The 22,285-nt window shown below is 62.0% G+C and carries 16 protein-coding genes; 4 read left to right on the top strand and 12 right to left on the bottom strand.

What is annotated here, in order from left to right; all coding sequences use genetic code 11:
- The first annotated feature begins 325 nt into the window (after positions 1–325).
- From J2D77_RS15270 to J2D77_RS15285, 4 genes are read left to right on the top strand one after another with little or no spacing between them, the layout of a single operon-like run.
- A complete protein-coding gene (locus J2D77_RS15270) occupies positions 326–2,059 on the top strand; it encodes a ShlB/FhaC/HecB family hemolysin secretion/activation protein (RefSeq protein ID WP_207847256.1) in 1,734 nt (577 codons plus the stop codon).
- Positions 2,060–2,107: 48 nt separating this feature from the next.
- On the top strand, positions 2,108–5,320 hold the full coding sequence (locus J2D77_RS15275) for a beta strand repeat-containing protein (RefSeq protein WP_207847257.1): 3,213 nt from the start codon (positions 2,108–2,110) through the stop codon (positions 5,318–5,320).
- Positions 5,321–5,322: 2 nt separating this feature from the next.
- Complete coding sequence (locus J2D77_RS15280; protein ID WP_207847258.1) at positions 5,323–8,472, top strand: CHAT domain-containing protein; 3,150 nt, start codon at positions 5,323–5,325, stop codon at positions 8,470–8,472.
- A gap of 7 nt (positions 8,473–8,479) precedes the next feature.
- The gene (locus tag J2D77_RS15285; RefSeq protein ID WP_207847259.1) at positions 8,480–10,351 is read left to right on the top strand and encodes a serine/threonine-protein kinase; all 1,872 of its coding nucleotides are present in this window, start codon (positions 8,480–8,482) and stop codon (positions 10,349–10,351) included.
- A gap of 76 nt (positions 10,352–10,427) precedes the next feature.
- Here the strand turns inward: J2D77_RS15285 and J2D77_RS15290 are convergent, their stop codons facing one another.
- The 12 genes from J2D77_RS15290 to J2D77_RS15345 all read right to left on the bottom strand — a co-directional run.
- The gene (locus tag J2D77_RS15290) at positions 10,428–10,718 is read right to left on the bottom strand and encodes a PAAR domain-containing protein (protein WP_207847261.1); all 291 of its coding nucleotides are present in this window, start codon (positions 10,716–10,718) and stop codon (positions 10,428–10,430) included.
- Between the two features lie 20 nt (positions 10,719–10,738).
- A complete protein-coding gene (locus tag J2D77_RS15295; RefSeq protein ID WP_207847262.1) occupies positions 10,739–11,728 on the bottom strand; it encodes a hypothetical protein in 990 nt (329 codons plus the stop codon).
- 10 nt (positions 11,729–11,738) lie between these two features.
- Positions 11,739–12,317 carry an OmpA family protein gene (locus tag J2D77_RS15300; RefSeq protein ID WP_207847264.1) on the bottom strand — a complete coding sequence of 193 codons (579 nt, stop codon included), beginning with the start codon at positions 12,315–12,317 and terminating at the stop codon, positions 11,739–11,741.
- Positions 12,318–12,369: 52 nt separating this feature from the next.
- Positions 12,370–13,410 (bottom strand): type VI secretion system baseplate subunit TssG, encoded by a 1,041-nt coding sequence (gene tssG, locus J2D77_RS15305; protein WP_207847266.1) that lies wholly within the window; start codon positions 13,408–13,410, stop codon positions 12,370–12,372.
- 7 nt (positions 13,411–13,417) lie between these two features.
- Positions 13,418–15,241 (bottom strand): type VI secretion system baseplate subunit TssF, encoded by a 1,824-nt coding sequence (tssF, locus tag J2D77_RS15310; RefSeq protein ID WP_207847268.1) that lies wholly within the window; start codon positions 15,239–15,241, stop codon positions 13,418–13,420.
- A complete protein-coding gene (tssE, locus tag J2D77_RS15315) occupies positions 15,234–15,782 on the bottom strand; it encodes a type VI secretion system baseplate subunit TssE (protein ID WP_207847270.1) in 549 nt (182 codons plus the stop codon). The genes tssF and tssE overlap by 8 nt, the downstream gene beginning before the upstream one ends.
- On the bottom strand, positions 15,779–16,600 hold the full coding sequence (locus J2D77_RS15320; protein WP_207847272.1) for a type VI secretion system accessory protein TagJ: 822 nt from the start codon (positions 16,598–16,600) through the stop codon (positions 15,779–15,781). Before J2D77_RS15320 ends, tssE begins: the two co-directional genes overlap by 4 nt.
- Before the next feature lie 29 nt (positions 16,601–16,629).
- Positions 16,630–18,216: a type VI secretion system contractile sheath large subunit gene (tssC, locus tag J2D77_RS15325; RefSeq protein ID WP_207847274.1), complete on the bottom strand. Its 1,587-nt coding sequence runs from the start codon at positions 18,214–18,216 to the stop codon at positions 16,630–16,632.
- A 60-nt stretch (positions 18,217–18,276) separates the two neighbouring features.
- Entirely contained in the window at positions 18,277–19,770 is a 1,494-nt protein-coding gene (gene tssC / locus J2D77_RS15330; RefSeq protein ID WP_207847276.1) for a type VI secretion system contractile sheath large subunit, read from the bottom strand.
- A gap of 3 nt (positions 19,771–19,773) precedes the next feature.
- Positions 19,774–20,283, bottom strand: a complete 510-nt coding sequence (tssB, locus tag J2D77_RS15335) for a type VI secretion system contractile sheath small subunit (protein ID WP_207847278.1) — start codon at positions 20,281–20,283, stop codon at positions 19,774–19,776.
- A gap of 89 nt (positions 20,284–20,372) precedes the next feature.
- Positions 20,373–21,470 carry a type VI secretion system protein TssA gene (gene tssA, locus J2D77_RS15340; RefSeq protein WP_331000125.1) on the bottom strand — a complete coding sequence of 366 codons (1,098 nt, stop codon included), beginning with the start codon at positions 21,468–21,470 and terminating at the stop codon, positions 20,373–20,375.
- A gap of 86 nt (positions 21,471–21,556) precedes the next feature.
- Positions 21,557–22,285, bottom strand: a 729-nt coding sequence (locus J2D77_RS15345) for a hypothetical protein (protein WP_207847282.1), incomplete at its 5' end; no start/stop codon positions are given.

Raw genomic sequence — 22,285 nt, forward strand, 5'->3', positions numbered from 1 at the left:
TTGGAGAGTATAGAGATCAACAGCGACGCGGAAAAGGGGAAAAATAAAAGTTCTTGAAAAAAATAAAGATAATAAAACGATCTTTCATAAATGCAGTTTTATCGCTGCCAGAGCCGGGAGTCTGGCCTGTGCGTGCCGTCCTGTCCCCTGTTCTGGGGACTTGCGCCCGCATTCGTGGGATGTCAGACTCGTTTTGTCATGAAACTGTGGAACATCTCGTTATTTTTTATGCCGCGCGTATAGAGTCCAGTATATCTGGCATTTTTTCTTGCATGTTCTTTGCTGTTGACGGGTTATTTCTTTTTCGAGGCGGGCAGGTGGTGTAGTGTCGAAGGGTGAACATGCAGTCTGGCGGACATGGCTGGGGGTTGGGTCTGTCGTGCTGTTTCCCGTCTCGTCAGCCTTGGCGCAGCCGTCATTGCCCGTGCTTGAGACATCACCCATTCCAACGGAGCCACCCCCGGCACAGCTTGGTGCGGGACATGCGCTGCCGGTCGTCCGCGAGGTGGAGCGCGAAGGCAGGCTGCCATCGCTTTCCCTGTCCGTAAGATCGGTATCGTTTGTCGGCGCCGATGCTTTCCCGCTTTCTGTCCTGAACGGGATCGCAAAGGATCTTGCGCATCGCCGTGTTACGCTGGCCGTAATCGAACAGACACGCCTTGCCGTGGTCAGGCTTTATCGCGACCATGGTTTTCTGCTGTCAACCGTATCGATGACCATCGATCGGCAGGCCAATGTTCACTTCGTGGTGACAGAAGGCTACATTGCCTCGGTCCGGCTGGCGCATGACATCGGACCTGCCGGTGCCAAGGTATTGGCCCTGCTCGAGCACCTGGTCGATCGCAGGCCTTTGGCAAACGCGGAAATGGAGCGCTGGCTGCTTCTTGCGCAGCAGGTTTCTGGCGTCAGGCTGCGTGCCGTGCTGCAGAATGCAAACCGTGAACCCGGCGCGCTGACGCTGATTGCCGATGTCAGTCGCCAGGCCGTATCGGCCATGATATCGGCCGATAATCGCGGGTATGAAAATACCGGACCGGAAGAAGCGCTGGTGGTGGTCCACCTCAACAGCTTTACGTCGCTGGGTGAACGGACGGACCTTGTCTATTACCATACGGCTGGAAATACGGATAATTTCGGGCAGTTATCCGAAAATATCTTTCTGGGTTCGAGCGGTCTCCAGTTTCATGCCTATGGTGGCATGGGCCGTGCTGCACCTTCGGGCGTGCTGCGCGAAATCGACTATCATAGCCAGGTCGTAAGCTTTGGCGGTTCACTGGATTACCCCGTTCTGCTGGGGCGCAGGCAGGCGCTGACAACCCGGCTCAGCCTGGATGGGCGGGATGTCGCGATTTCCGTCGGGCCGGCGGGGCTTAGCCAGGACAGCATGCGTGTCGCGCGGGCCAATGCCAGTTACGCCTGGCAGGACCTGTGGTTCGGCAACACCCTGGCAGGCACGAGCACGGTCGATATCACCGGATCGCAGGGGCTTCCCTTCATGGGGAGTTCGGCGAACGGGCGCAGTGCGCCACCGGGTGGGCGCAATAACGCGCGCTTCGATTTTCGAAAAATCTCCCTGTCCATTTCGCGCACCCAGGCGCTTTTCATGCCGTGGCAGGGCGCGCTGGTCGCGTTCCGCGGTGCGGCGGGCGGACAATACACCCCCTCCATCCTGCCAACGGCGGAAGAATTTTACCTGGGCGGGCAATCCTTTACGCGCGGCTATTATTCCGGGCAGGTAGCGGGCGACAAGACGGCCTATGCGACTGCCGAACTCCAGTTGAACACCACGGCAAATGTCGAGCTGTTTCAAAGAAATCTCGATATCCGGTCACAGTTATACGGGTTTTACGACTGGGGCCAGGCCTGGTCGAACCAGGCGGGCGGCAGCAATCCGCGCCTGGCCTCCGCCGGAGTGGGGGTGAAGGTCGGTTTTGGACATAATTTCCAGATGCAGGGGGAATTCGTCCATCGCATGGCGACAGAGGTGGAGTATGAGGGCCTGGGTGCGCAATCGCTGGGACATACGATGTTCTATTGGGGGGCGACGGTACTCTATTGAAATCATTTCTGCCCCCGATTGAACGATACCGGCACGCGCGGAGAACCTATGGTGTCCCATAAGGCCAACACGAACAGGGTACATGGTTGGAGCGTGGTAGTATGCCGCGCCCATTTTGCCATGTGCGTTGGCCTGATCTGGGCAACGTCTGCCTATGGCCAGACACTGCCCGCCCCCACCACGTTGCCCCAGGGCGGGGAGGCCGTGGGCGGTTCGGCCTCTATCGGTGCGCCGGTCGTTACAGGTTCGACCGCGACATTGACGGTCAACCAGACAGCCCCCAATGCGATCGTCAACTGGTCCAGCTTCGATGTAGGCGCAAAGGCAAGTGTCAATTTCGTCCAGCCGAGTTCGACTGCGATGATCCTCAATCGTGTCACCGGGGACAAAACATCCAATATCGCGGGGTCGATTTCGGCGAATGGTGTTTTCATACTCGAAAACCCGTCGGGCGCCATTTTGTACAATGGTGCCAATATCAGCGCGCAAAGCGTGATCATAACCCCATCGCATATCGACGATACCGATTTCGAAAACGGGGTTCTGTCATTCAGCAGCCCGACCGGCTCCTCCATCGCGTCTCCGGCGATTACCATCGACCAGGGGGCCACCATCAGCGCCGGACAGGCCGGGCTGGTTGGCCTGGTCGCACCCCAGGTTTCAAATGCGGGTACCCTTACCGCAAACCTCGGTACGATCGTTCTGGCCGGGGGTGTCACAGCCTTTACGCTCGACCTGTACGGGGACGGGCTGGTCAATTTCGACATTACGGACAAGATCGGTGCGGGCGCCGTTTCCAAGGATACGGTTCTCGTCACCAACAGCAGCACGGGCAAATTGTCCGCCCCGGGCGGCAGAGTGCAGTTGACCGCCCAGGCCGCAGACGGGGTGGTCAGCACATTGGTCAATGCCGGCGGTCAGGTCGATGCCGGTGCGAATGGTACTATTTCAATCCAGGGGATCGGCGGCAATATCACCATTGCCGGGGACCTTCTCTCCAAGGGAACGGATACCCAGTCCGGTGGAGCCGTCAGCGTCGATGCCCAGGACGGTGCCGTCGTGACACAGGCGTCCAGCACCATCGATACAAGCGGTGGTGCGCAAAGTGGCAATGTCTCCATCCAGGCGCAGCAATCCAGCCAGTTGGCGGGCACGATCACCACACCGGGCAATGTTACGATTACCACACCCGTACAGGCCCCGGTCACCCAGACGGGAACGATCAATGCGGGTGCTGTCGATTTTGCGGGCCCGGCGCAGATCGCCAGCACGGGAAGCGTGAACGCGGATTCGGTTGAATTCGACATGTCCACCCAGCTTGCGGGCACGATCAATGCGCCGTACGTGGGTATTGCCCCCGATGCTGCGCTTTCCCTTTCCGGTAACGGGCGGCTCGACAGTGCCGCTACGCTGGATGATGACGGCACGTTCGATATTTCCGGTGCTACGGGCAGTGTATCCATCGGCGCGTTGTACGGGGGTGGCATTGTGGCGCTGGGAAGCAACAATCTTACACTGACCCAGGCCAGCGGCGGCACGGATGATGTTTCCGATGGCAGCGCCTTTATAGGCAACATCACGGATGGCGGGATCGCGGGCGGGGTCGGTGGCAGCCTGACCGTGCAGAGCGGCGGCCTGATGCTTTTCGGCGACAATAGCTATACGGGCCCCACCATAATCGACAATGGTGCGACGTTAGCGCTCATTGATGGAAGTATTGCCAGTTCCAGCTCTGTTGTCGATAACGGCACGTTCGATATTTCATCGTCCTGGGCGCCCCAGATTACATCGCTGTCCGGCAATGGCACGGTGCTGCTGGGCGATCAGGGGCTTACGATTACCAATGCCTCGGGCACATTCGGCGGTACTCTCACCCCCGGTCCCTATTCGGAAGGAGATGGCGGCCTGACCCTGACCGGCGGCACCCAGATCCTGACCGGCGAGAACAGCTATACCGGCACAACCACCGTGGCGTCGGGTGCCACCCTCCAGCTTGGCGATGGCGGGCAGGGTGGGTCGGTGGCCACGGATATCGTCAATGACGGCACGTTAGTTCTCGATCACAACACAGACACCGTGCTGGGGGCGACCGCGATCACCGGCACGGGACAGTTGCAGATCGAAGGCGGGGGCACGGTAAGCCAGGCTGCGGGCACCGGCGTTTCGCAATCCCTTGTCTCGACGGGCGATACGGCTTTCAACGGCAGTATCGTGCTGGATGGGGACAATACGATCCCCGCACTGGGCCGTATGCTGGCCACGGGTGCCATCACGGTACGCACCAATGGCGCGCTGGATCTTACAGGGCTTGTCAGCACACCGGGCACGGTGACGCTGCGGAACAACGGCACGTTGCTCGAAAGCGCAAACGGCGCGATCAACGCCGCTGTTCTGACGACCGGCACGGATTTCGTGGCGGGCGACACAACGCTGAGCGGGGCGAACGAGATCGGTACGCTGGGGCGGTTTGTCGTCCAGGACGGAACATTCGTGCTGAACAACGCCACAGCACTTACGCTGGAAGGACCGCTGGCGGCCCATGCGGTTGACGTAACAGCCGTTGGGGGAATGACCCTGGCCGGGGGCGGAAGCCTGTTCCTTTCCCCCCGTTCCGCGGCCGATGCCAGCACGCTGACACTTAACGGCAATGCCGCCACGCTGCTACAGGCAGGCAATTTCTACATCAATGACGGTCCCCTGCAGTCCGCCTATGCCAATGCGCCCGCGATGGTGACATTTGCCGTGCCGGGAACGGGCAGCGTGGTCCTGGGCGGTGCGGACCGGCAACTGGTTGCCGCCACGACCGATCTGGTCCTGCGGCTGGGCAACCAGGTCAGGCTTGCGGGCAATGTCGATCTGCTCTCGCTCACCCTGTATGGCGGTGCCACGGCCGATCTGGAAGGAACACTGGACGGTGTCACGGGCACGCAGGCTGCCAGCAAGGCGCGTGCCTATTCTTCGGATACGACGCGCGATCTTTTCAATGGCTGCGCATTCGGTGTCACGGACTGTACGCCCGTATCGAACGCTTCGCCGGTCACGGCCAATGCGCCGGTCATTATCAACCCGCTCTCCGGTTATGACTTCCATGAGGGTGGCAGCGGAAACAGTGCGGGAACAAGCCAGCTTGCGGTCAAGGGAAGCCAGCCGAAGGACGCGCTGGGCAGCGATCCGCTTTTCAGTTACAGCCCCCGTTCGGGGCGTAAGCACAAGACCGATGGCAGCGTATATCTGCCGGGTGTCGCCGGGCAGGATTATTGATCTTGCAACGGTTTCCCTCTCATCCCGCGACCACCGCCTGCTGGCCTTATCCCGGGGCGGCCAGCAAGCGGCTGGCCTGCCAGCTTATCCAGCTTGTACTATGCGTGCTGCTGGGGCTTGTCGTATCCGGCTGCACGCGCCTGCCACCCTCCGCCTATGACACGGCCTCCATGGAAGATGTGGATGTGCACATGCTGCCTGTCGGGCAGGACAGTGCGGGTGCGTCCTGTACGGTCCAGGCGCGCGGCGCCCTGCGTGACCTGTATTGCGGGGACTGGGACCAGCCCAGCGGCCATATCCAGGTCCAGCCCCTGCGCAAGGACGAGACATCAAGCCCCGAAGACGCGCTGCTGAACGCACTGGCCACCACCAGCCGCTGGCGGGCGGAACTGGATACGACTTATGCATGCGACACGCCCCGGTCTGTGCGCCTTCAGGGCGATCGGGGCATGCGGCTTATAACCTGTCGGCAGCGGCAGGCGGGCTGGCCCTATGTAGGCGTGGTGCAGGTCCACGGTGGCAAGGCCTATTTCGGTGCGGGCGTGCAGTCGGCCCTGCCTGCCATGCTCAGGGCGATCGATATCGTGGATGGCAGGTCCACTGCCCGGGACGCACCGACCGCACCCGATGGCGCCATGAACAGCCGTCTGGCGGGCCTGCTTGCCGCCCATGCGTTCAGTACTGGCGATATTCGCGAATACGCCCGGCTGATGGCCGTGGGGGCGCATGCCAACCAGGCAGAGGATTTTCCCGCAGCCATCGTGGCCTATCGCGCCGCACTGGCCTTGCAGCAAAAACAACTGGGGGCGGATAGCCCGGGCACGATCGGCGCGATATTGGCACTCGCGCTCAATCTGTCCAACGAGGGAGCCTATGCCGAGGCACAGGCACAGTTTACAGCGGCCGAACGGCTGATGCCCCACAGCGACGATCCGACAGCACCTGCAACGCTGCTCTATGATCAGGCGCTCGATCAGCTCAACCAGGGCGCGCCGCGTGCCGCCATACCCAGGCTGCGTGACGCCCTGGCACGTTACGAAAGCCTGTTGCCACCCGGATTGCTGGATACCACGGCGGGCGATGCGCTATCGCCCTTCGCACAGACCGACGGTGCTACTTTACTGGGGGCGCAGCTCAGCCTGAGCGACCCGCTGACGCAAACGGCCACCCTGGGCGCTATCGAGGTCTGGCGGCATCTCGCACTTGCCCTGTACCAGACCGGCGATACGCAAGGCAGCGATGCCGCGATTGCCCGCGCCGACATGATTGCCGAACGTTCGGATGCATCGTCATCGACCATGGCGGCCCGGCTGCACCGCACCTGGGCCGCCTTGGCCACGGCGCGCAACCGTCACAGTTTTGCAGCGCGCGAACTCGACAAGGCCCTGCACAGCTTCGATGCGGGCATGCCCGATTCACGTCCCACGGCGGAAACCATCTTGCTGCATGCGGCGGCACTTTTCGCAAGCGGGCGGCAGGCTGAAGCCCTGAACGGGTGCCGCCGGGGCATGGCCCTGCTGCGCGCCCTGCGCCGGGGCGGCTCGGCCCGTCTTATCGGCCCCTGCCTGGATATCTATGCCGCCGCAGCCGAACACGACCCGGCAGGGCGCGACGCCCTCCGTACCGAAATGTTCGAGGCGGCGGAGTGGATCCAGGGCAGCGTGACCGCCCGCCAGATCGCCCTGGCGGCGGCGCGCCTGGCATCCTCATCGGGCGATCCGAAACTGGCGGGGGCGATCCGCGCGCAGCAGGATGCGCAGCAGACACTCGAAACCCTGTACCAAAGGCGCGACCAGCTTGCCGAACTGGCACGCCAGGGGGACCACAACGCCGATCTGGCCAAAGTGGACAAGGATATCGCCACGACAACGGCTACCTTGCAGCAGGCCGCCATGGCCGAGCAGGCACTGGTTCCAAATTACGGGCAGCTTGTGCAGCAGGCGGTCCCGGCCAGCAGCGTGCTTGAACGTCTCCGCCCCGATGAAGCTTTTTTCGGTGTGACTAGCACGCCCAGCCATACATGGCTGTTTCTGCTCCATGCCGGCCATGTCACGGTGGCCCAAAGCGGGCTGACCGAGAGCGACATGGCCGGCCTGGTCCGCAAGGTGCGTGATTCCATCACCCCGGGCCAGGACGGCCTGCCGCCCTTTGCCATGGACCAGGCCGCCGCGATCTACGATGCGACATTGGGCAAGGTTGCGCATGCGATGGGCGATGTCAGGGAACTTGTCGTCGCACCTTCGGGCGCGTTGCTTGCCCTGCCATTCGCACTTCTGCCCACGGGTCCGGCCAATGCCGCCGATCTGGCGCACGCTCCGTGGCTTGTTCGCAAGGTCAGCCTGGCCTCTGTGCCAACGGCAGGGAATTTCGTCGCCCTGCGCAAGGCGGCGGGAACGTCCGCCGCACGCCGTCCGTGGTTCGGGCTGGGGGATTTCCGGCCAGCCAGCCTGTCGCAGGCCAGCGCTACTTTTTCAGGTGCGGGGTGCCGTGCCAGTGCGCAGGCTTTTGCCGGGTTGCCGACCTTGCCCTATGCGCGGCTGGAACTTCAGGCGGCGGCGGCCATTTTTGGGGCCGGTCCTCAGGACCAGTTGCTGGCCGGTCGTTATACCGCGCCCAATGTCCGCCAGGCCGCGCTGACCGATTACCGGATCGTGCATTTCGCCACCCATGCCCTGCTGCCGACCGACCTGCCTTGCCTGACCGAGCCGGTCATTGTGGCCTCGACCCCGCCCACAGCCCCCGATCTGAAGGACGCGCTGCTGGATGCCGATATCGTCAGCACCCTGCACCTCGATGCGGATCTGGCCCTGCTTTCGGCCTGCAACACCCAAGGGGGCGCCCAGGGGGGCGAAGCCCTGTCGGCACTGGCCCGGAGCTTCTTTTACGCGGGGGCCCGTGCCGTCATGGTGACGCAATGGTCGGTCAGCGACCAGGCATCGGCCTATCTGGTCGCGTCATCGCTGTCGCATATCCATGACGACCGTTCGGGCGGGGTGGCGGCCAGCCTGCGCGCGGCCCAGCTTGCGATGCTCAAAGACGCGGCGGCCGACACTGCGTCCCCCTTGAGCAATCCATTTTTCTGGGCTGCCTTTGTCGTGATCGGTGATGGAGGCAAGGCGCCCCCTTCCGAGATCACGCCCATGTCTTTATAGGATTCCCATGAGCGATATGCTGGGAAAATATGAACTTCGCCGTGTCCTGGGCAAAGGTGCCATGGGCACCGTGTATGAAGGATACGATCCTGTCATAGACCGGACCGTTGCGATCAAGACGGTGCGCCTTGTCGGTGCCGACAGCGAAGATGCACAGGCACTGGAGGAACTGGAACGTTTCCGGCGTGAAGCCAAGGCCGCGGGGCGCTTGCAGCATCCCAACATTGTCGGGGTCTTCGATTATGGGGAAACCGACGATATCGCCTATATCGTCATGGAATATGTGGACGGCACCACGCTCAAGCAGGTGCTGGACAACGGCGAACGCTACGGCGTCGATGAGGTGGTGCGCCTGATGGACGCGCTACTGGCCGGCTTGCAGTTCAGCCATGACAGGGGGGTGGTGCACCGCGACATCAAGCCCGCCAATGTCATGCTGACCGCAGCAGGTGCAATCAAGATTGCCGATTTCGGCATCGCGCGGATCGAAAGCAGTTCGTTCACCCAGGCCGGAACAATTCTGGGCACACCGGCCTATATGTCGCCCGAGCAGTTCATGGGCCAGCGGGTGGATGCGCGAACGGACATCTATTCGACCGGCGTCATGCTTTACCAGATCCTGACGGGGGACAAGCCGTTCGATGGTGGTCTAACCGCCATCATGCACAAGGTCCTGAATTCGGAACCCCTGCCGCCATCGGCCCTTTCGGTAGCGGTCACACCGGCCCTGGACCATGTGGTCCTGACCGCAATGGCGAAACAGCCCGAAAAACGCTATGCCTCGGCCAGCGCCTTTGCCGCAGCGCTCCGCAACGCCCTGCACGCCGAACCGTCCACTGGCGCGGATCAGGACAGATCAGGGCGGGGCAAGAGCGGGCCGGATGATGACGACGGCACCCTTGTGGTCCAGTCCGCGCGAGTACCCACATCTCCACTACCCGCCACGGCACCCGGTCCGGGGGCATGGCGGGCTGCTACGCCGCGTAAAAACCTGCCGCTGGCTGGCATTGCCGTGGGTGGCCTGCTTGTCGTGGCAGCCCTGGGTGGGGGAGGGTATTTTCTTTTCGGTTCCGGCCATGGCGATCAACCAGCCATGACATCCGCAGCGCAGGCGGGCCCCGCCGAAGGGGCACCTGCACCGGCCATGCCCCCGGCCCCACAGCAGGCGCAGGCTCCCGGGGCACAGGCTTCCGCCGCACCGGACCCGCTGCGCATTGCGGCCGCTGTCGGTACGCTGCCATGCAGTTTCCTGACCACCGGTCGGGACGGCGAGCAGGTGAGCCTGTCGGGATATATCGGCGCGGGAGCTCCCAGGGTCGCTCTGGATACGGCAATGGCAAAGCTGCCCGGCTCGGCGGCGCAAATCCGCAATACGGTGCGCACGGTCGATGGTCCCTATTGCCCGATTTTCGATGCCCTGCGCCCTTATCATGGCGTAACATCCGGCGGCAGCGGCCTGGCGATGGTATTGTCCGGCGGCGACCGCCCCCTGCATGATGGCGACCCCATTTCCATTGCCGTCAAGCTACCGGCCTTTCCCGCGCATTTGTGGACGGTCTATTTCTCCAACGATGGCTCGGCAGTGCGGATATACCCCACATCGTCGGACGGGGCGCATGCTTTTGCCGCCAATGCGACAAAAACACTGGGCGATGGCACGCAGGGCGGGGCGCGTATGCAGGTTGGCGCGCCCTTTGGCACGGACCTGGCGGTCAGCCTGGCCTCATCCACGCCATTTCCGGCCGGGCGTATCCCCGCAGAAGGCAATGTCGCCTCCATGACGGCGGCCATGACCGAGCTTTTGTCAAAAGCCGTCGGTTCAGGCGGGCAGGTCGCCATGGAGCTTCACCCCGTTCTTACACGTCCTAAAGGTCAATGAATGTCCTGTCATCCGCCCCATAAGGCGGCTCTGGCGCGGAACACCTGCATTCCGGCCTGAAAGGGCCCGTTAGGCCCTAGCCGATCAGCACCGTCGGGCATCCTATCATGATAACACCCCCATGCGATGTCTGGTCCCCCAGCCGGGCCGCTGGCAGGCCGTTGATGAACACCGTGGCCGAACCGGTAATGACCGTGGCCGGCGGGCCGACGCAGATTGCGGTATCCGACACGCGGGCGGCAGGCATGCCACCGATCAGCACATCGGGCGAACCGGTCAGGATCGGGCCGCCAACATGCGGAACCAGCCCGCTGACAGCCGGGCAGGCATGGATATCCGTAGTACGGGCAGCGGGTTTTGCGGCCATGTCGGTCAGGCTCCGTGGGGTTATGCAGGATCGCTCGCGCGTGTATCGGGGCAGGTCGATACCGATGCGGGGGGAAGCGGTTGGCTCGCCAGGTCGCGTAGCCAGAAATCGGGCATGCCGTTCAGAAAAGAGGCTCGCATCGCCTCCAGCCTTCTGTCGGACAGGCCCACGACCTGAGCGTTGAAAAAACGGCTATCGGGCGTAAAGGCGAGATAGGCCTGCATTTCATTGAACATCAGGGCCTCATCCGTCGTATCGTACCCCTGCTGGCCCAGAAAGGTGATGAAGGCCGCACGTTCAGGGGCAGGCAGGGCCTGCCAGAACTGCTCCGTATACACACGGTACGCGGGCACCGTGTAGAAGGCCCCATGGGCGATTTCGTGGCGCAGGGTTACGGCCCGCATCGTCGCATCCAATGTCTCGCCCGATGCGCTGAATGTAATCAATGCGCCAGTAGCGTCGGGCTGCAACCAGCCCATGCGCCCCAGCATCCTGTGCAGCCAGGTTTCCTGTGGGTTCAGGGGAACCGACTGGCGTGCGGCCTGGGTAAAGAAACGGCGCAGGTCCGCGGCCTGATAATCATGTCCGTAATAATAGGTCTGCTCGGTCGCACCGCTTTCGTGGATCGCCCTTACCAGGGCAGTGTCGTCCAGCACGCGATCACGGGGCAGGCCCGTTTTTTCCACGAAGGCTGCGACCCGGTTCAGCGTTTGCCCCTGCGCCAGAAGCGAGGAAAAATCGATCACCAGAATATCGTGATCCTGTGCCAGAAGCCCGACATGGGTCATGCACGCAGCACTGATGTCGATACCGGCTTCCGTTTGCACAGGCGGACGGTAGCGTGGTGGCGCCATGCCCCGCCACAGCGCCACACCGCCGCCTGCAAGGAGTGCGGCCGCCCCCAGCCCGGCCACGACAACACCGGGCCGGACACGCCGGGTCTTGGGCATTCCCCGCGCGGGAGCGGGGAAGATGACCGTATCGTCCTCGTTGCGCGAAGAATGCCGCATGGCCCGACCGTCAGGCGCTGAGATTGATGATTTCCACGCGGCGATTGCGGCGTTCCGACGTGTTGGGCGGGGTGGGAACAGCCAGCCCGTTCTGCCCTACGCCGATCGCCTGCAACCGGTCATCCGCGATCTGGAACTTTGCCTTCAGATAGTCCTTTACCGCCTCGGCCCGCTGGGTGGACAGCGTCTGGTTCAGGCTGGCACTGCCGGTGGTATCGGTATGGCCGATAACCTTGAAGCGGTAGGAGCCAAGCTGCGCGCTGGTCAGTGCCGTACCGAGCTGATCGAGGGCCGCGGTGGCCTGGGGTGTCAGTTCCGCCGATCCGTTGAGGAAATCGACAACCAGGCTGGCGGACGGCCTGGCGGTATCGGGGGCCGACGCATGGGAGCGGGAAGAGGCAGATGCCCCGGCCGAACCACCCGGCAGCATGCGGATGCCGCGCGTCGTCCCGTCCATATGGGCACCGGGCCGCAACTGGTTGATCAACTGCTGGGTCGACGGATTGGCCTGCGCCATTGCCATAGCGGGCAGGCCTACGGAACCGACGATAAGAGCAAGGGCGGGCAGGGTGGGGGGTGAAAAGCGCATGATGGTTATGTCCTTGAAAATAAAAATGGATATCGGGTCTACAGCAGTCGGGTCATGGCCTGCCTGCCTGCACAAGCCATGCCCCGAACAAGGCGTCCGCAACAGTTTTGCGGCCCCGCAGGGTGTCACTTGCCGAAGGCAGCCAGGTTGTCCAGCCCAGGCGGGGTGCTGTCTCCCGATCAGGCCCCCCCGCCAGCCGGAAAGGAGGAATTTCGCGGGCATCCAGTTCCGGGTTGACCGCGAAATCGAGGTCCGGGCCGACATAGGCCCGGCACAGGTGGATCAGCGCGACCAGCCCCGGCCGGTCGGGGAGCAGGGCCTCGAAATCCCGCCGGGAGAGAGGCCCCACGCGCAGGATGAAGCGCCCTTGCTGGTCCCAGCTCCGCAGCCCGATCGCGGCGTCTACACCCAGCGTGCAGAACGCGCCGGCCTGCCGCCCGTGGGGAAGGCGCGTGCGTTGATCGGGCGGGATTGCAAGCCAGGCCCCCACAAATTCATCGACCGCTACGGGGCGGCCCAGGAAATCGGACAGCATGGCCCCCAATCGGCTGGCCGAACGCGGGTAAGACGAGAAAAAACCCGCGTAATGGCGCAAAAGATCGGCAGAAAACGGCAACCCGTGACCGGTACCCGTATCATAGCCCGCAAGGGCCAGCACGGCGGTTCCTATGGGTTCCGCCCGGCCCGAGGACTGCGCCTGCTCGGCTGAATAAGGCAGGCGATACTTTGCCCCCGCATCCGCGAAGGCCGACAGGGCAGGTTGGGCCAGCAGGCCGACAAAATCCGCCAGGGCATGGGATTTCTGGCGCTCCACCTGGTTGAGCAGTTCCGTATACCAGCGCGGCATCTCACCCGATGGACCGGTCAGGCCCAGAACGGATGTAACCAGCCGTCCGGCCCGTGCACCGCCCGGCAACGTGACGGATACGACCTCCTGCGTCGGGGATGCCAGGCTGGATGGCGCATCGAAGGTGAGCTTGCGCGTACCAGCGGTGCGGGCCGCCACGGCGCGCATCAGCCTTACTGCCGCATCGAACGTGAAACGCTGCGGCTCTGCATGCAGGATTTCCGCCGGGGTCCGGGTCTCTGCCATGGCGGGGCTACAGCAACGCCCGCGCGCCAGCCATGGGCGGGAAGCGGGCTTCGGGTTCGGTCTTGCCACGCAGGCGCAGCGTGGTACGAACGAAGGAATTGATGTTGGCGTGCAGCGCCATGAACCGGGCCAGGACGGCTGTCAGCAGATAAAGCCTGCCGCTGTGAAAGGCCCGTGCGTCCATTTCCAGTTCCACATCCAGGCCGCGACAGAACGCCCCCAGACGCGCGCCCTGTACCCGCGCCACACCCGCTGTTGCATGCACGCCGACAATCGCTTCGATCGCGGCCCGGGTCTGCGCGGTATCGACCAGATCGTACAACCGCAGCACCTCGCGCAATGACGCAGCGCCTTCCCCTTCGCCAGTAATGGAGAAATGGCCGAGGGAAAGGTGAGAGATCAGCCGCCACGCACCGCGTGCGCGGCGTTCGGGTCGCAGGGTGGGTGTGGGCGGGACAATGCACTGCACGTCCTGAATGCTGCCATGGGGTTGTAACTGGCGAAAAAGCGGCCGGCCGCCGCCAAAGGGCAGTTCCGTAGGCAGGTCCCGGTTAAAGCACAGCGCCTGGATCGACAGAACGCTGTCCGAGGGACGCATGGGGTCGAAGGCGGGGTCGAATATCGAAACAAAACTGTCGGTCCCACCCATGCCATCGCCCGCTTCGCGCCGGGTAATGCGAAAGGATGGCGTATCCTCAGTGCGCGGCGCGTGCGGATCGGCCATACGATAGAACGGCTGGAACGGTCTGGACGTGCCGTCCTGGCGCAGTTCGGTGACACTGCTTACCTCCCAGACCTCGGTCACCTTCGCACGGCGGGCATCGGGCAGAACACGGTAATCGGTCGTGGTATGATCCAGCGCCATGGGTTCGCAGCGCTGGTGGAACAGATTGACCACGGGTGCGCAGCCCAGCGCGATCATATCCGCATCAACCGTGCGTTCCAGTTCCGGCGAGGAATGATTCAGATACAGGAAAATTTCCAGCCGCCCGCCATCGAGCACCATGGTGCGCGCACCCAGTCCGCAAAGATCGAGGAACATGAATTTCTGCGGGAACGCGAAATATTCGCTCAGCAGCCGAAAGCCGGAAAAGCCACGGCCCGACCAGGGCAGCAGGGCTTCCTCCGGCGCGTAGCCCACCTGTTGAAGGGCGTCCGCCCCCAGGCAGACCGGCGCGCTATCCTGGGGCGAGGTCGCCAGTGCCACACCCACAGTATGCCCCGCCAGCAGTTCATATAACGACAGCGCGGACGATCCTTCCCCCCGGAAAAACAGGCGCAGGCGGTCCATGCCCAGCGTGCTGAAGGGTATATCCGGGTTCAGCGTGGTAACCACCAGCCGCAGCACCGCCACCGATCCGAGTGCCCGCGGATTGAGCGGGGCGGTAAATGGCTGGCCGGAAAGTCGTGCGGATTCAATGCGAACCGGCCACAGCGTCATGGGGGCTGCGGTGCGGTAGCGGCAGGACTGGCCCCGCACGGCTTCGGTTTCCAGCTCGAACCCCGCGGCGATCTCGATCGGGGTGGTGGTTTCGGGGCGGGGGGCGAATTGCGTCACGGCACATGAGGGAAACGGGGCAAGATAATGCGGGTAGAGAATATCGAGCAGCGTGTCGGTCAGTTCGGGGAATTCGTCATCCAGCCGGGCGTGGACGCGCGCCGATAAAAACGCGACCCCATCGAGCAGCCGGGCAACGTGCGGGTCGTCCACCGTATCGGGGCTGAGCCGCAGCCTTCCCGCGATCTTGGGATGCGTGCGCGCGAATTCACCCGCCAACTGACGGATGGCGGTCAGTTCCTGGTTGAAATAGGGCAGCAGCGAGTCAGCCAACCTGACCTCCCGAAATCATGATATTGGCGGTTGCCGCATCAATGGCCGTATCGAAGGAAACCGGTTCGGGGGCGGGGTCGGCATGCAGCATGGCCTCGATCCGAAAACGCAGCGTAGCCAGCGCGCCCTGTTCGTCCGAAGGCTGGATCACGACCGCTACCTGTGTCAGCCGGGGTTCGAACGTGCGGATTGTGGTTTCGATCTCGCGCCGCAGTTCCTCGCGCGCGTCCTGCGCATTGCGCGCACTGGCCGCGAAATCGGGCAGGCCGAATCCCATGTTCGACGCACGCAGCGCCGCATAGCGTTCGGGAATGGAGCGAAACCGGCGATGCGCGTTCAGCAACGCTTCGAGATCGCGCCGGACAGCCGTGCGCAGGACCGACAGGGCCTCGGTCGCGGACATCGGTCTGTCACGCTCGCTGTCCGGGGTCGTATCGATCAGACGGTCCAGCACCGACAGCTTGACGCGGGCCCCGGCATCACGCATCCGCTCCAGAAAGATATTGGCGTTGGCTGGCTGGTTGATCGTCGTGTCGTTCATGCGGGCGTATCGAGCGCTACGGTGTGCAGGTCCATGATCGGATAGTCGCTCTCACCGATCAGGAACAGCCGTTGGCCCACACCACGGACAATGCCGCATTCCTCCCGCCAGGAGGTGGCCCGGCCCAGGCGGTGCGCGTCATCGGTTTCACCCTGCGTATAATACAGGGCAGGCACATAGACATCGCCATCCGGCCCGGCATGAACGCTCATGGAACAACGCCGCCAGAACAGGTCGCGCTGGCGCTTGGGCGGGTGAAAGATCATGCTCTCTATGCGCGAGAGAGGGATCCAGAAATACTTTCCGGTCACGGTCAGCGTTTCGATGTAACCTGGCAGAAGATCGTCCACATCGCGAAAATCATCGAAGCGTGTATCGTTGGCCTCACCCGCCACACGGGGGCGCAGGGTTTCGGCCTCGGCCACGTGGCGGGCGGCGTCCGTCAGGTCATTGGCGCGCAGGGCCGCCAGTGCCGCGAGCGAGGCCTGTCCGTCGGGTGCGAGCGTGTCGAGAATGTCGGGCACGCGGCCTTCGCCCAGAACCTGCCTGCGGGCCGTTTCCGCGCGCAGAAGCTGGCGGAATTCCGAAATGACGACGGCAGCCGAAGGGTCGATCTGCCCCGCCGCATCCAGAATGACATCGGCGCGCTCCAGGTTGCCGCTGAACAGCAGCAGTTCGGCCAGCAGCACACGCTGCCCGATATCGGTTGGCGTGGCGCGCACGGCCGCTGTCGCCGCTGCAATCGCGTCGTTCAGCCGTCCGGCGCGCAGAAGGGCCGCAGCGGAAAGAGGTGCCGTGGAGGAGGCTGTATCGGACATGGGATGAATGTTCCTTTTACGCTGGGTGTTCAGCCCCGCCCCGGGGCGGACAGTTCGGTGACCAGCCGGAAAGTGACGGCCACATCGTCAAGCTGGAAATGCGGTTCGAGGTGAATGACACACGAAAACACGCCCGGCCGGGCAAGATCGTCGGCCACCGACACTTCCGCCTGCCGCAGGGGGTAGAGCGCCAGTGTTTCCATGCTGCCGGGGTTGGCTGTCGTATATCGGGCAAGCCAGCGGCGCAGGCGGTCCTGGATCTCGGTCGCCGTCATGAACGCGCCGGTCATGTCGCGCCCCATGACCTTGAGGTAATGGGAAAAACGCGACACGCATAAAATGGAATTGAACTGGGCCGAAAGCCGGCTATTGGCAATGGCCTCGCCCTTGTTGGGGCCGGAATAACCCGTATCGGGCTGTTGCAGGCTGCGCGCGGTGCCGATCAGCAATTCCCCACCGAACGGAATGGCGGAAACGGGCATGAAACCTGCGGCCACAAGTGCGCGTTCCTGCCGGTCCGTCAGGATCAGGTCCAGTGCCGGGCGTCCGTTCCCTTCGGGCGGGTCGATCGATGCCAGAGGCTGTGCCAGCGTATCGATCACGCCCCCGCCTTCGCGGTCCATGTCATAGCCGCGCATATCCGCGGGCCAGGAATATGCCTCGAACGCACGTATGGCGCAGGCCGCGACCAGGTAGCCCGCGGTGCTCCAGACCCTGGTATCGGCCGCACCGCTCCCCTCCCGGTAGCGAAAGCCGCGCGCCTGGTGCAGCGTTTCGTTCCAGGGGCGGCGCATGGTCACGCGCGGGAGGGTGACGGACAGGAAACGCGTATCGCTCTGGGCGCGCAGTTTCTTCCATCGCTGGTAATCCACCGCAGCCATGACCGCGACAGGGTCGGGCACGCCGCTGAGCGCGCCGAAATCGTCCACGCCGAACAGGGCAGGGGACGCGCCGACCACAAGTGGCGCAAAGGCAGCCGCCGCGACCTGTGACAGCGCCATCAGGGCCGAAATATCGTCCGTTGGGGCACCCGGCCCCGGCCGGTGGCGAATTTCATAATCCGCTACCAGCAGGCCGAACGGTTCACCCCCGGCAATGCCGAATTCCTGTTCGTATATCTGGCGAAAAAGATGGCTCTGGTCGAAGGCTGTCGCCCGTTCCAGGTCGCGGCAGACCTCCTGCCAGGTCAGGTCCAGGAACCGGAGCTTGATCCGCCCGCTCAGCGGCAGCGAGACCGCCAGCCAGTCCAATGCCCGCCACGATCCTTCAAGCCTGCGCATGCGCGCATGATGCACGATTGCATCCAACTGCCGGGCAATCATGCGGTCCAGTGTGACAATATCGCGCTCGATCCGTGCGGCCAGCGCGGTGGTGTCTGCTCTTAATACCGGTGCCCGGTCGCCGAACCACGTGTCGAGAATACACTCCGTCCTGGTCAGCATGACAGCGACACGCCGTGCGTTGTCCTCCTGTCCGGTACCGAAAAAGGCACCAGACAGGACGGCATCGCGTAGCGGCGGCTGGTGGGAACTATCCTGACGGGCCTTGTCACCCGCCGCGGGTGCGGCCGGGCGACGGATAACCGTCGCGTCAGAATTGTCGTCGGTATTGGTCATGGAATCCTGCCTTGCGTGTCGGTTGCCGCCCGCCTGGGGCGGCAACCAGCCGAATGGTCTTCAGCCCTGCTTGGGAACGCGGGCCACCATGCGCATGCTGGTGGTCAGTTCCTCCATCTGCAACCACGGGCGCAGATGGGCCACAGCGTTGTAGGACCCCGGCTTGCCCGGAATTTCCTTTACTTCAACGCGGGCTTCACGCAGCGGGTATTTCGCCTTGGTTTCAGCCCCCGCATCGGGATTGTCGGACACGTAGTTCGTAATCCAGCGGTTCAGCCAGCGTTCGCATTCATTGACTTCCATGAAGCTGCCGATCTTGTCGCGCGCCATCACCTTCAGGTAATGCGCGAAACGGCTGGACGCCATGATATAGGGCAGGCGGGCGGAAATGGCGGCGTTGGCCGTTGCATCCGCACGGTCGTATTTCCTGGGCTTCTGCACTGTCTGCGCACCGAAGAACACCGCGTAATCCGTATTCTTGTAGTGGCAGAGCGGCAGGAATCCCTGGTTGGACAGTTCGAATTCGCGCCGGTCGGTAATGCCGACTTCCGTCGGGCACTTGCCGTCCATGTCGCCATCGTCGGACTGGAACAGATGCGTGGGCAGGTTATCGACCTTGCCACCACCTTCTGCCCCGCGAATGGTCACGCAGAAATTGGATTCAGCAAAAGCTGTCGTCATACGCACGCCCATGGCGTAGGCCGCGTTCATCCAGCAATAATTGTCATGGCTCAGCGCTTCCGACGCACCGGAGGCGGAAATCGGGGCTTCCTCGTAATCGAATTCTTCGACCGGCTTTGTGGCGGCACCATAAGGCACGCGGGCCAGAACGCGGGGCATGACGAGCGAGACGAAGCGCGCATCCTCGGTTTCGCGGAAACCACGCCATTTGGCATATTCAGCAGATTCGAAAATCTTGCTCAGATCACGGGGCTTTGCCAGTTCGGTCCAGCTGTCGAAACCGAACATGCCCGCACCCGCCGCGGAAATGAAAGGCGCGAAAGAGGCAGCCGCCACGTTCGACATCAGGCGCAGGGTCTCGATATCGTCGGGGTGGTTGACCCATTCATAATCACCGATCAGCGCACCATAGGGTTCACCACCGGGCGTGCCGAATTCGTTTTCGTAAATCTTCTTGAAAATCTGGCTCTGGTCGAATTCCACCGCCTTGGTCAGGTCACGGTTCAGGTCGCGCTTGGTGGCGTTGATGACCCGGATTTTCAGGTTCTGGCTGGTTTCCGTATTCATGACCATATAGTTCAGCCCACGCCAGCTTCCTTCCAGCTTGGTGAACTTCGGGTCATGCATGATCGCGTTAAGCTGCGTGGACATTGTCTTGTCCAGTGCTGTAATCGCGCTTTCAATCGTGCGGGTCAGGTTCTTGTCGAACGTGACCGTCCCGCTCAGCGCCTGTTCAACCAGATTGCGTACCAGGTCCTGGGCGTGGTCGGGTTCGGTCTGCTTGGTGGCGGATACCACCTGGTCCAGAAAGCTGAGCCCGGTCGCGGTTTCGGTCGCGGTAGCCGCCTGGGTTTGGTTCTGTGTTTCAGACATCGATCAGGCTTCCTTCTTGTCCATGCCAAGCTGTTCGGAGAGCGCCTTTATTTCGCTCTCGCTCTGCAAGACCTGTTCCAGCAGGTTTTCCAGTTCCTCGGACCGGTCGGCCTTGCTCAGCAGGTCACGCAGCTTGTTGCGGGTTTCCAGCAGGTTTTTCAGCGCTGGCACCTGGTTGACGATCCGGGCCGGGGTAAAGTCGTCCATGGAGCGGAAAACAAGATCGACCGCCATGGACGTGCCGTCATTGGCCAGCGTGTTATCCACCTTCAGCTTCAGGCCCGGGGCCATGCGTGCCATGATGTCATCAAAATTGTCGCGGTCGATCTGCACGAACTTGCGTTCGGCCATAGGGCGCAAGGGCTGCACCGGATCGCCGGAAAAGTCGCCCATGACACCGACCACAAACGGCAGTTCGCGCGCCACCTCGGCCCCCGCCGTCTCGACATCGTAGGAAATGTGAACCCGGGGCTTGCGCACCCGGTTCAGCTTGCCGTGAACACTGCTATTCATATCTTACGTTCCAGTAAAAATGTTTGAACAATAAAGCGCGGTCGGGACCAGCCCTTTGGGCGGCACCGCGCATATGTCCGCCACCCCGATCACGAGGCGGCAGGCAGTCCGAGGCGAACGAGCAGACTGTTGCGTGTCTGTTCATCCTCAACCAGTTCGGCAACCAGTTCGGGCCATGTCATGCGCCCGCGTCTGATGGCTTCTTCCAGCGTGTAGGCCAGAGGCGACTGCGGCTCCGTCCGCCGGAAAAACTCGGCAATTTCCGCAAGGCGCGACAGCGCATCCTCACGCGTGACAAGGGGGCGAGGGGCGGCGGCGGCCGCAGGCGCTGCCTGGCCAGTCGGGTTCTGCGCCCCTGTTTCGTCCGCTGCCATGTCCGCAACCGGCTCCTGACTGGACGCGGCAGGGGCGTAACGGGTCAGAAAATCCTCGATCTGGTCGAGAACGCCTGCAACCCTGCCGGTTGGCGGGGCATCGGGGCCTGCCGCACGCTCCAGCGCATCGCCCATGCCGCGCCATGCCGCGCGGGCTGCCTGCAAATCCTTCATCATGGCGGCATAATGCGCGGGGGGCACAGCACGGGCGGCGGCCGTCATGGTGTCGTAAGGCACCACGCCAGCTTCGATCCGCGCTTCAAGCCGCTTGGGATCGGCAATGGTCTGCAATTCGGCGGACTGTTCATACTGGAACAGCATGACAGGCTCGCCATTACGATCTTTGAAAAGTTCAAGCTTGCGCAGGGGCTGAATCAATGTGCCGTCGCCCCCTTCACCGTTAAGGCCGGTCAGGGGAGCCACGCGCGTTTCCATGCCGTCTTCATCCGGCATGGGGTAGAGCTGGTCCCAATACTTTTCGACCAACTCTTCGATCAGGGTTGCACCAAATGTCAGCCCCACCACCCCGCCGCTCCGCACAAGGCTTTCTGTCAACCATGCGGCGGCTTCCAGATCCTTCGCTTTTTCCGTAAGAATTTGTGCGGAAAGCTTTTGCACATCACGCCATTCGGGTGGCGTGCTGGCTTCGGCCGGGTTTGCATCTCCCGCCCGCTCTGCCGCCCGTGCGTCCGCCCGTGCATCTCGGAGTTTATAATACAGGGACGTCGACGCGTAGTCGGCGCGCACGTCTTCGCCTGTGGGAGCATCTTCCGCAATCGGAGTCAGGAGGAGTTCGATATCCAGATTTTGCACGGACAATTACACCTTAGGCCAAAATTTACTCGTCCATCGATTTTGAGGGGGATGATATTACCCATTCGATAGAATACGATTTACGTTCAATAGAGCCCCATTTCTTCAACATCAAAACCAGCAACTGTCAGAGTTTGTCTAAGCTGTGCTAAATGTTTTATGGCTTTTGGTTTGGTCAATGTACCGGCCTGCATAATTTGTATAATGTTTCTGCCGTCTTTATCTTTATTATCCAGGAGCATTTTACAAACAATGGCGTGTGCAGCATCGAATGCTTTGTAGCAATCGCCGTTTTGAATATGTCTATCTATTTTTTGTCGGTCCTTATGACCAATATTGATTTCCCCGATAAATTTTTCATAACTGACATCAATAGTTTCTGGACGGAAGAAACTGGAAAATTTCTTTTTTATGCTCTCGCGACGCCCCAGAGGTTCAGGATACGAAAAGTCGTCCCCGGAGTTTTTGACTTTGATAGATATATCATGAACGGTTTGAGCCATTATGAGGTTTGGCTTTTTTTTGAATTGCTGCATCAGGAGAATAAAAATAGCGCTCTCTTGCAATTGCTGATTGACGCTGGCAATAAAAAACGCATTCCTGCGGACAGATGAGGTCAGTTCCCTGTTAAACCTGTGAACAGAACCCAGGCGGTCGATATTTGTCTCATCGAAAGTAAGGTGTATAATATGCGGTTTCTTTGGCATAAAAATATTTTGGAATTGATCAGCAAAACCGGGCATAAATGGATTACTTACGTCGCTCATTTTTTCTTTCCTGTTTGTTATATGAATCAATTTCGGACGTATATTAAG

The organism is Acetobacter garciniae (assembly GCF_017377735.1).
GTDB lineage: Bacteria > Pseudomonadota > Alphaproteobacteria > Acetobacterales > Acetobacteraceae > Acetobacter > Acetobacter garciniae.

Coding starts and splice junctions, on each gene's coding strand:
- J2D77_RS15275 (WP_207847257.1), top strand. CDS start 2,108: ATGGTGTCCCATAAGGCCAACACGAACAGGGTACATGGTTGGAGCGTG.
- J2D77_RS15285 (WP_207847259.1), top strand. CDS start 8,480: ATGAGCGATATGCTGGGAAAATATGAACTTCGCCGTGTCCTGGGCAAA.
- J2D77_RS15290 (WP_207847261.1), bottom strand. CDS start 10,718: ATGGCCGCAAAACCCGCTGCCCGTACTACGGATATCCATGCCTGCCCG.
- J2D77_RS15295 (WP_207847262.1), bottom strand. CDS start 11,728: ATGCGGCATTCTTCGCGCAACGAGGACGATACGGTCATCTTCCCCGCT.
- J2D77_RS15300 (WP_207847264.1), bottom strand. CDS start 12,317: ATGCGCTTTTCACCCCCCACCCTGCCCGCCCTTGCTCTTATCGTCGGT.
- tssG (WP_207847266.1), bottom strand. CDS start 13,410: ATGGCAGAGACCCGGACCCCGGCGGAAATCCTGCATGCAGAGCCGCAG.
- tssE (WP_207847270.1), bottom strand. CDS start 15,782: ATGAACGACACGACGATCAACCAGCCAGCCAACGCCAATATCTTTCTG.
- J2D77_RS15320 (WP_207847272.1), bottom strand. CDS start 16,600: ATGTCCGATACAGCCTCCTCCACGGCACCTCTTTCCGCTGCGGCCCTT.
- tssC (WP_207847274.1), bottom strand. CDS start 18,216: ATGACCAATACCGACGACAATTCTGACGCGACGGTTATCCGTCGCCCG.
- tssC (WP_207847276.1), bottom strand. CDS start 19,770: ATGTCTGAAACACAGAACCAAACCCAGGCGGCTACCGCGACCGAAACC.
- tssB (WP_207847278.1), bottom strand. CDS start 20,283: ATGAATAGCAGTGTTCACGGCAAGCTGAACCGGGTGCGCAAGCCCCGG.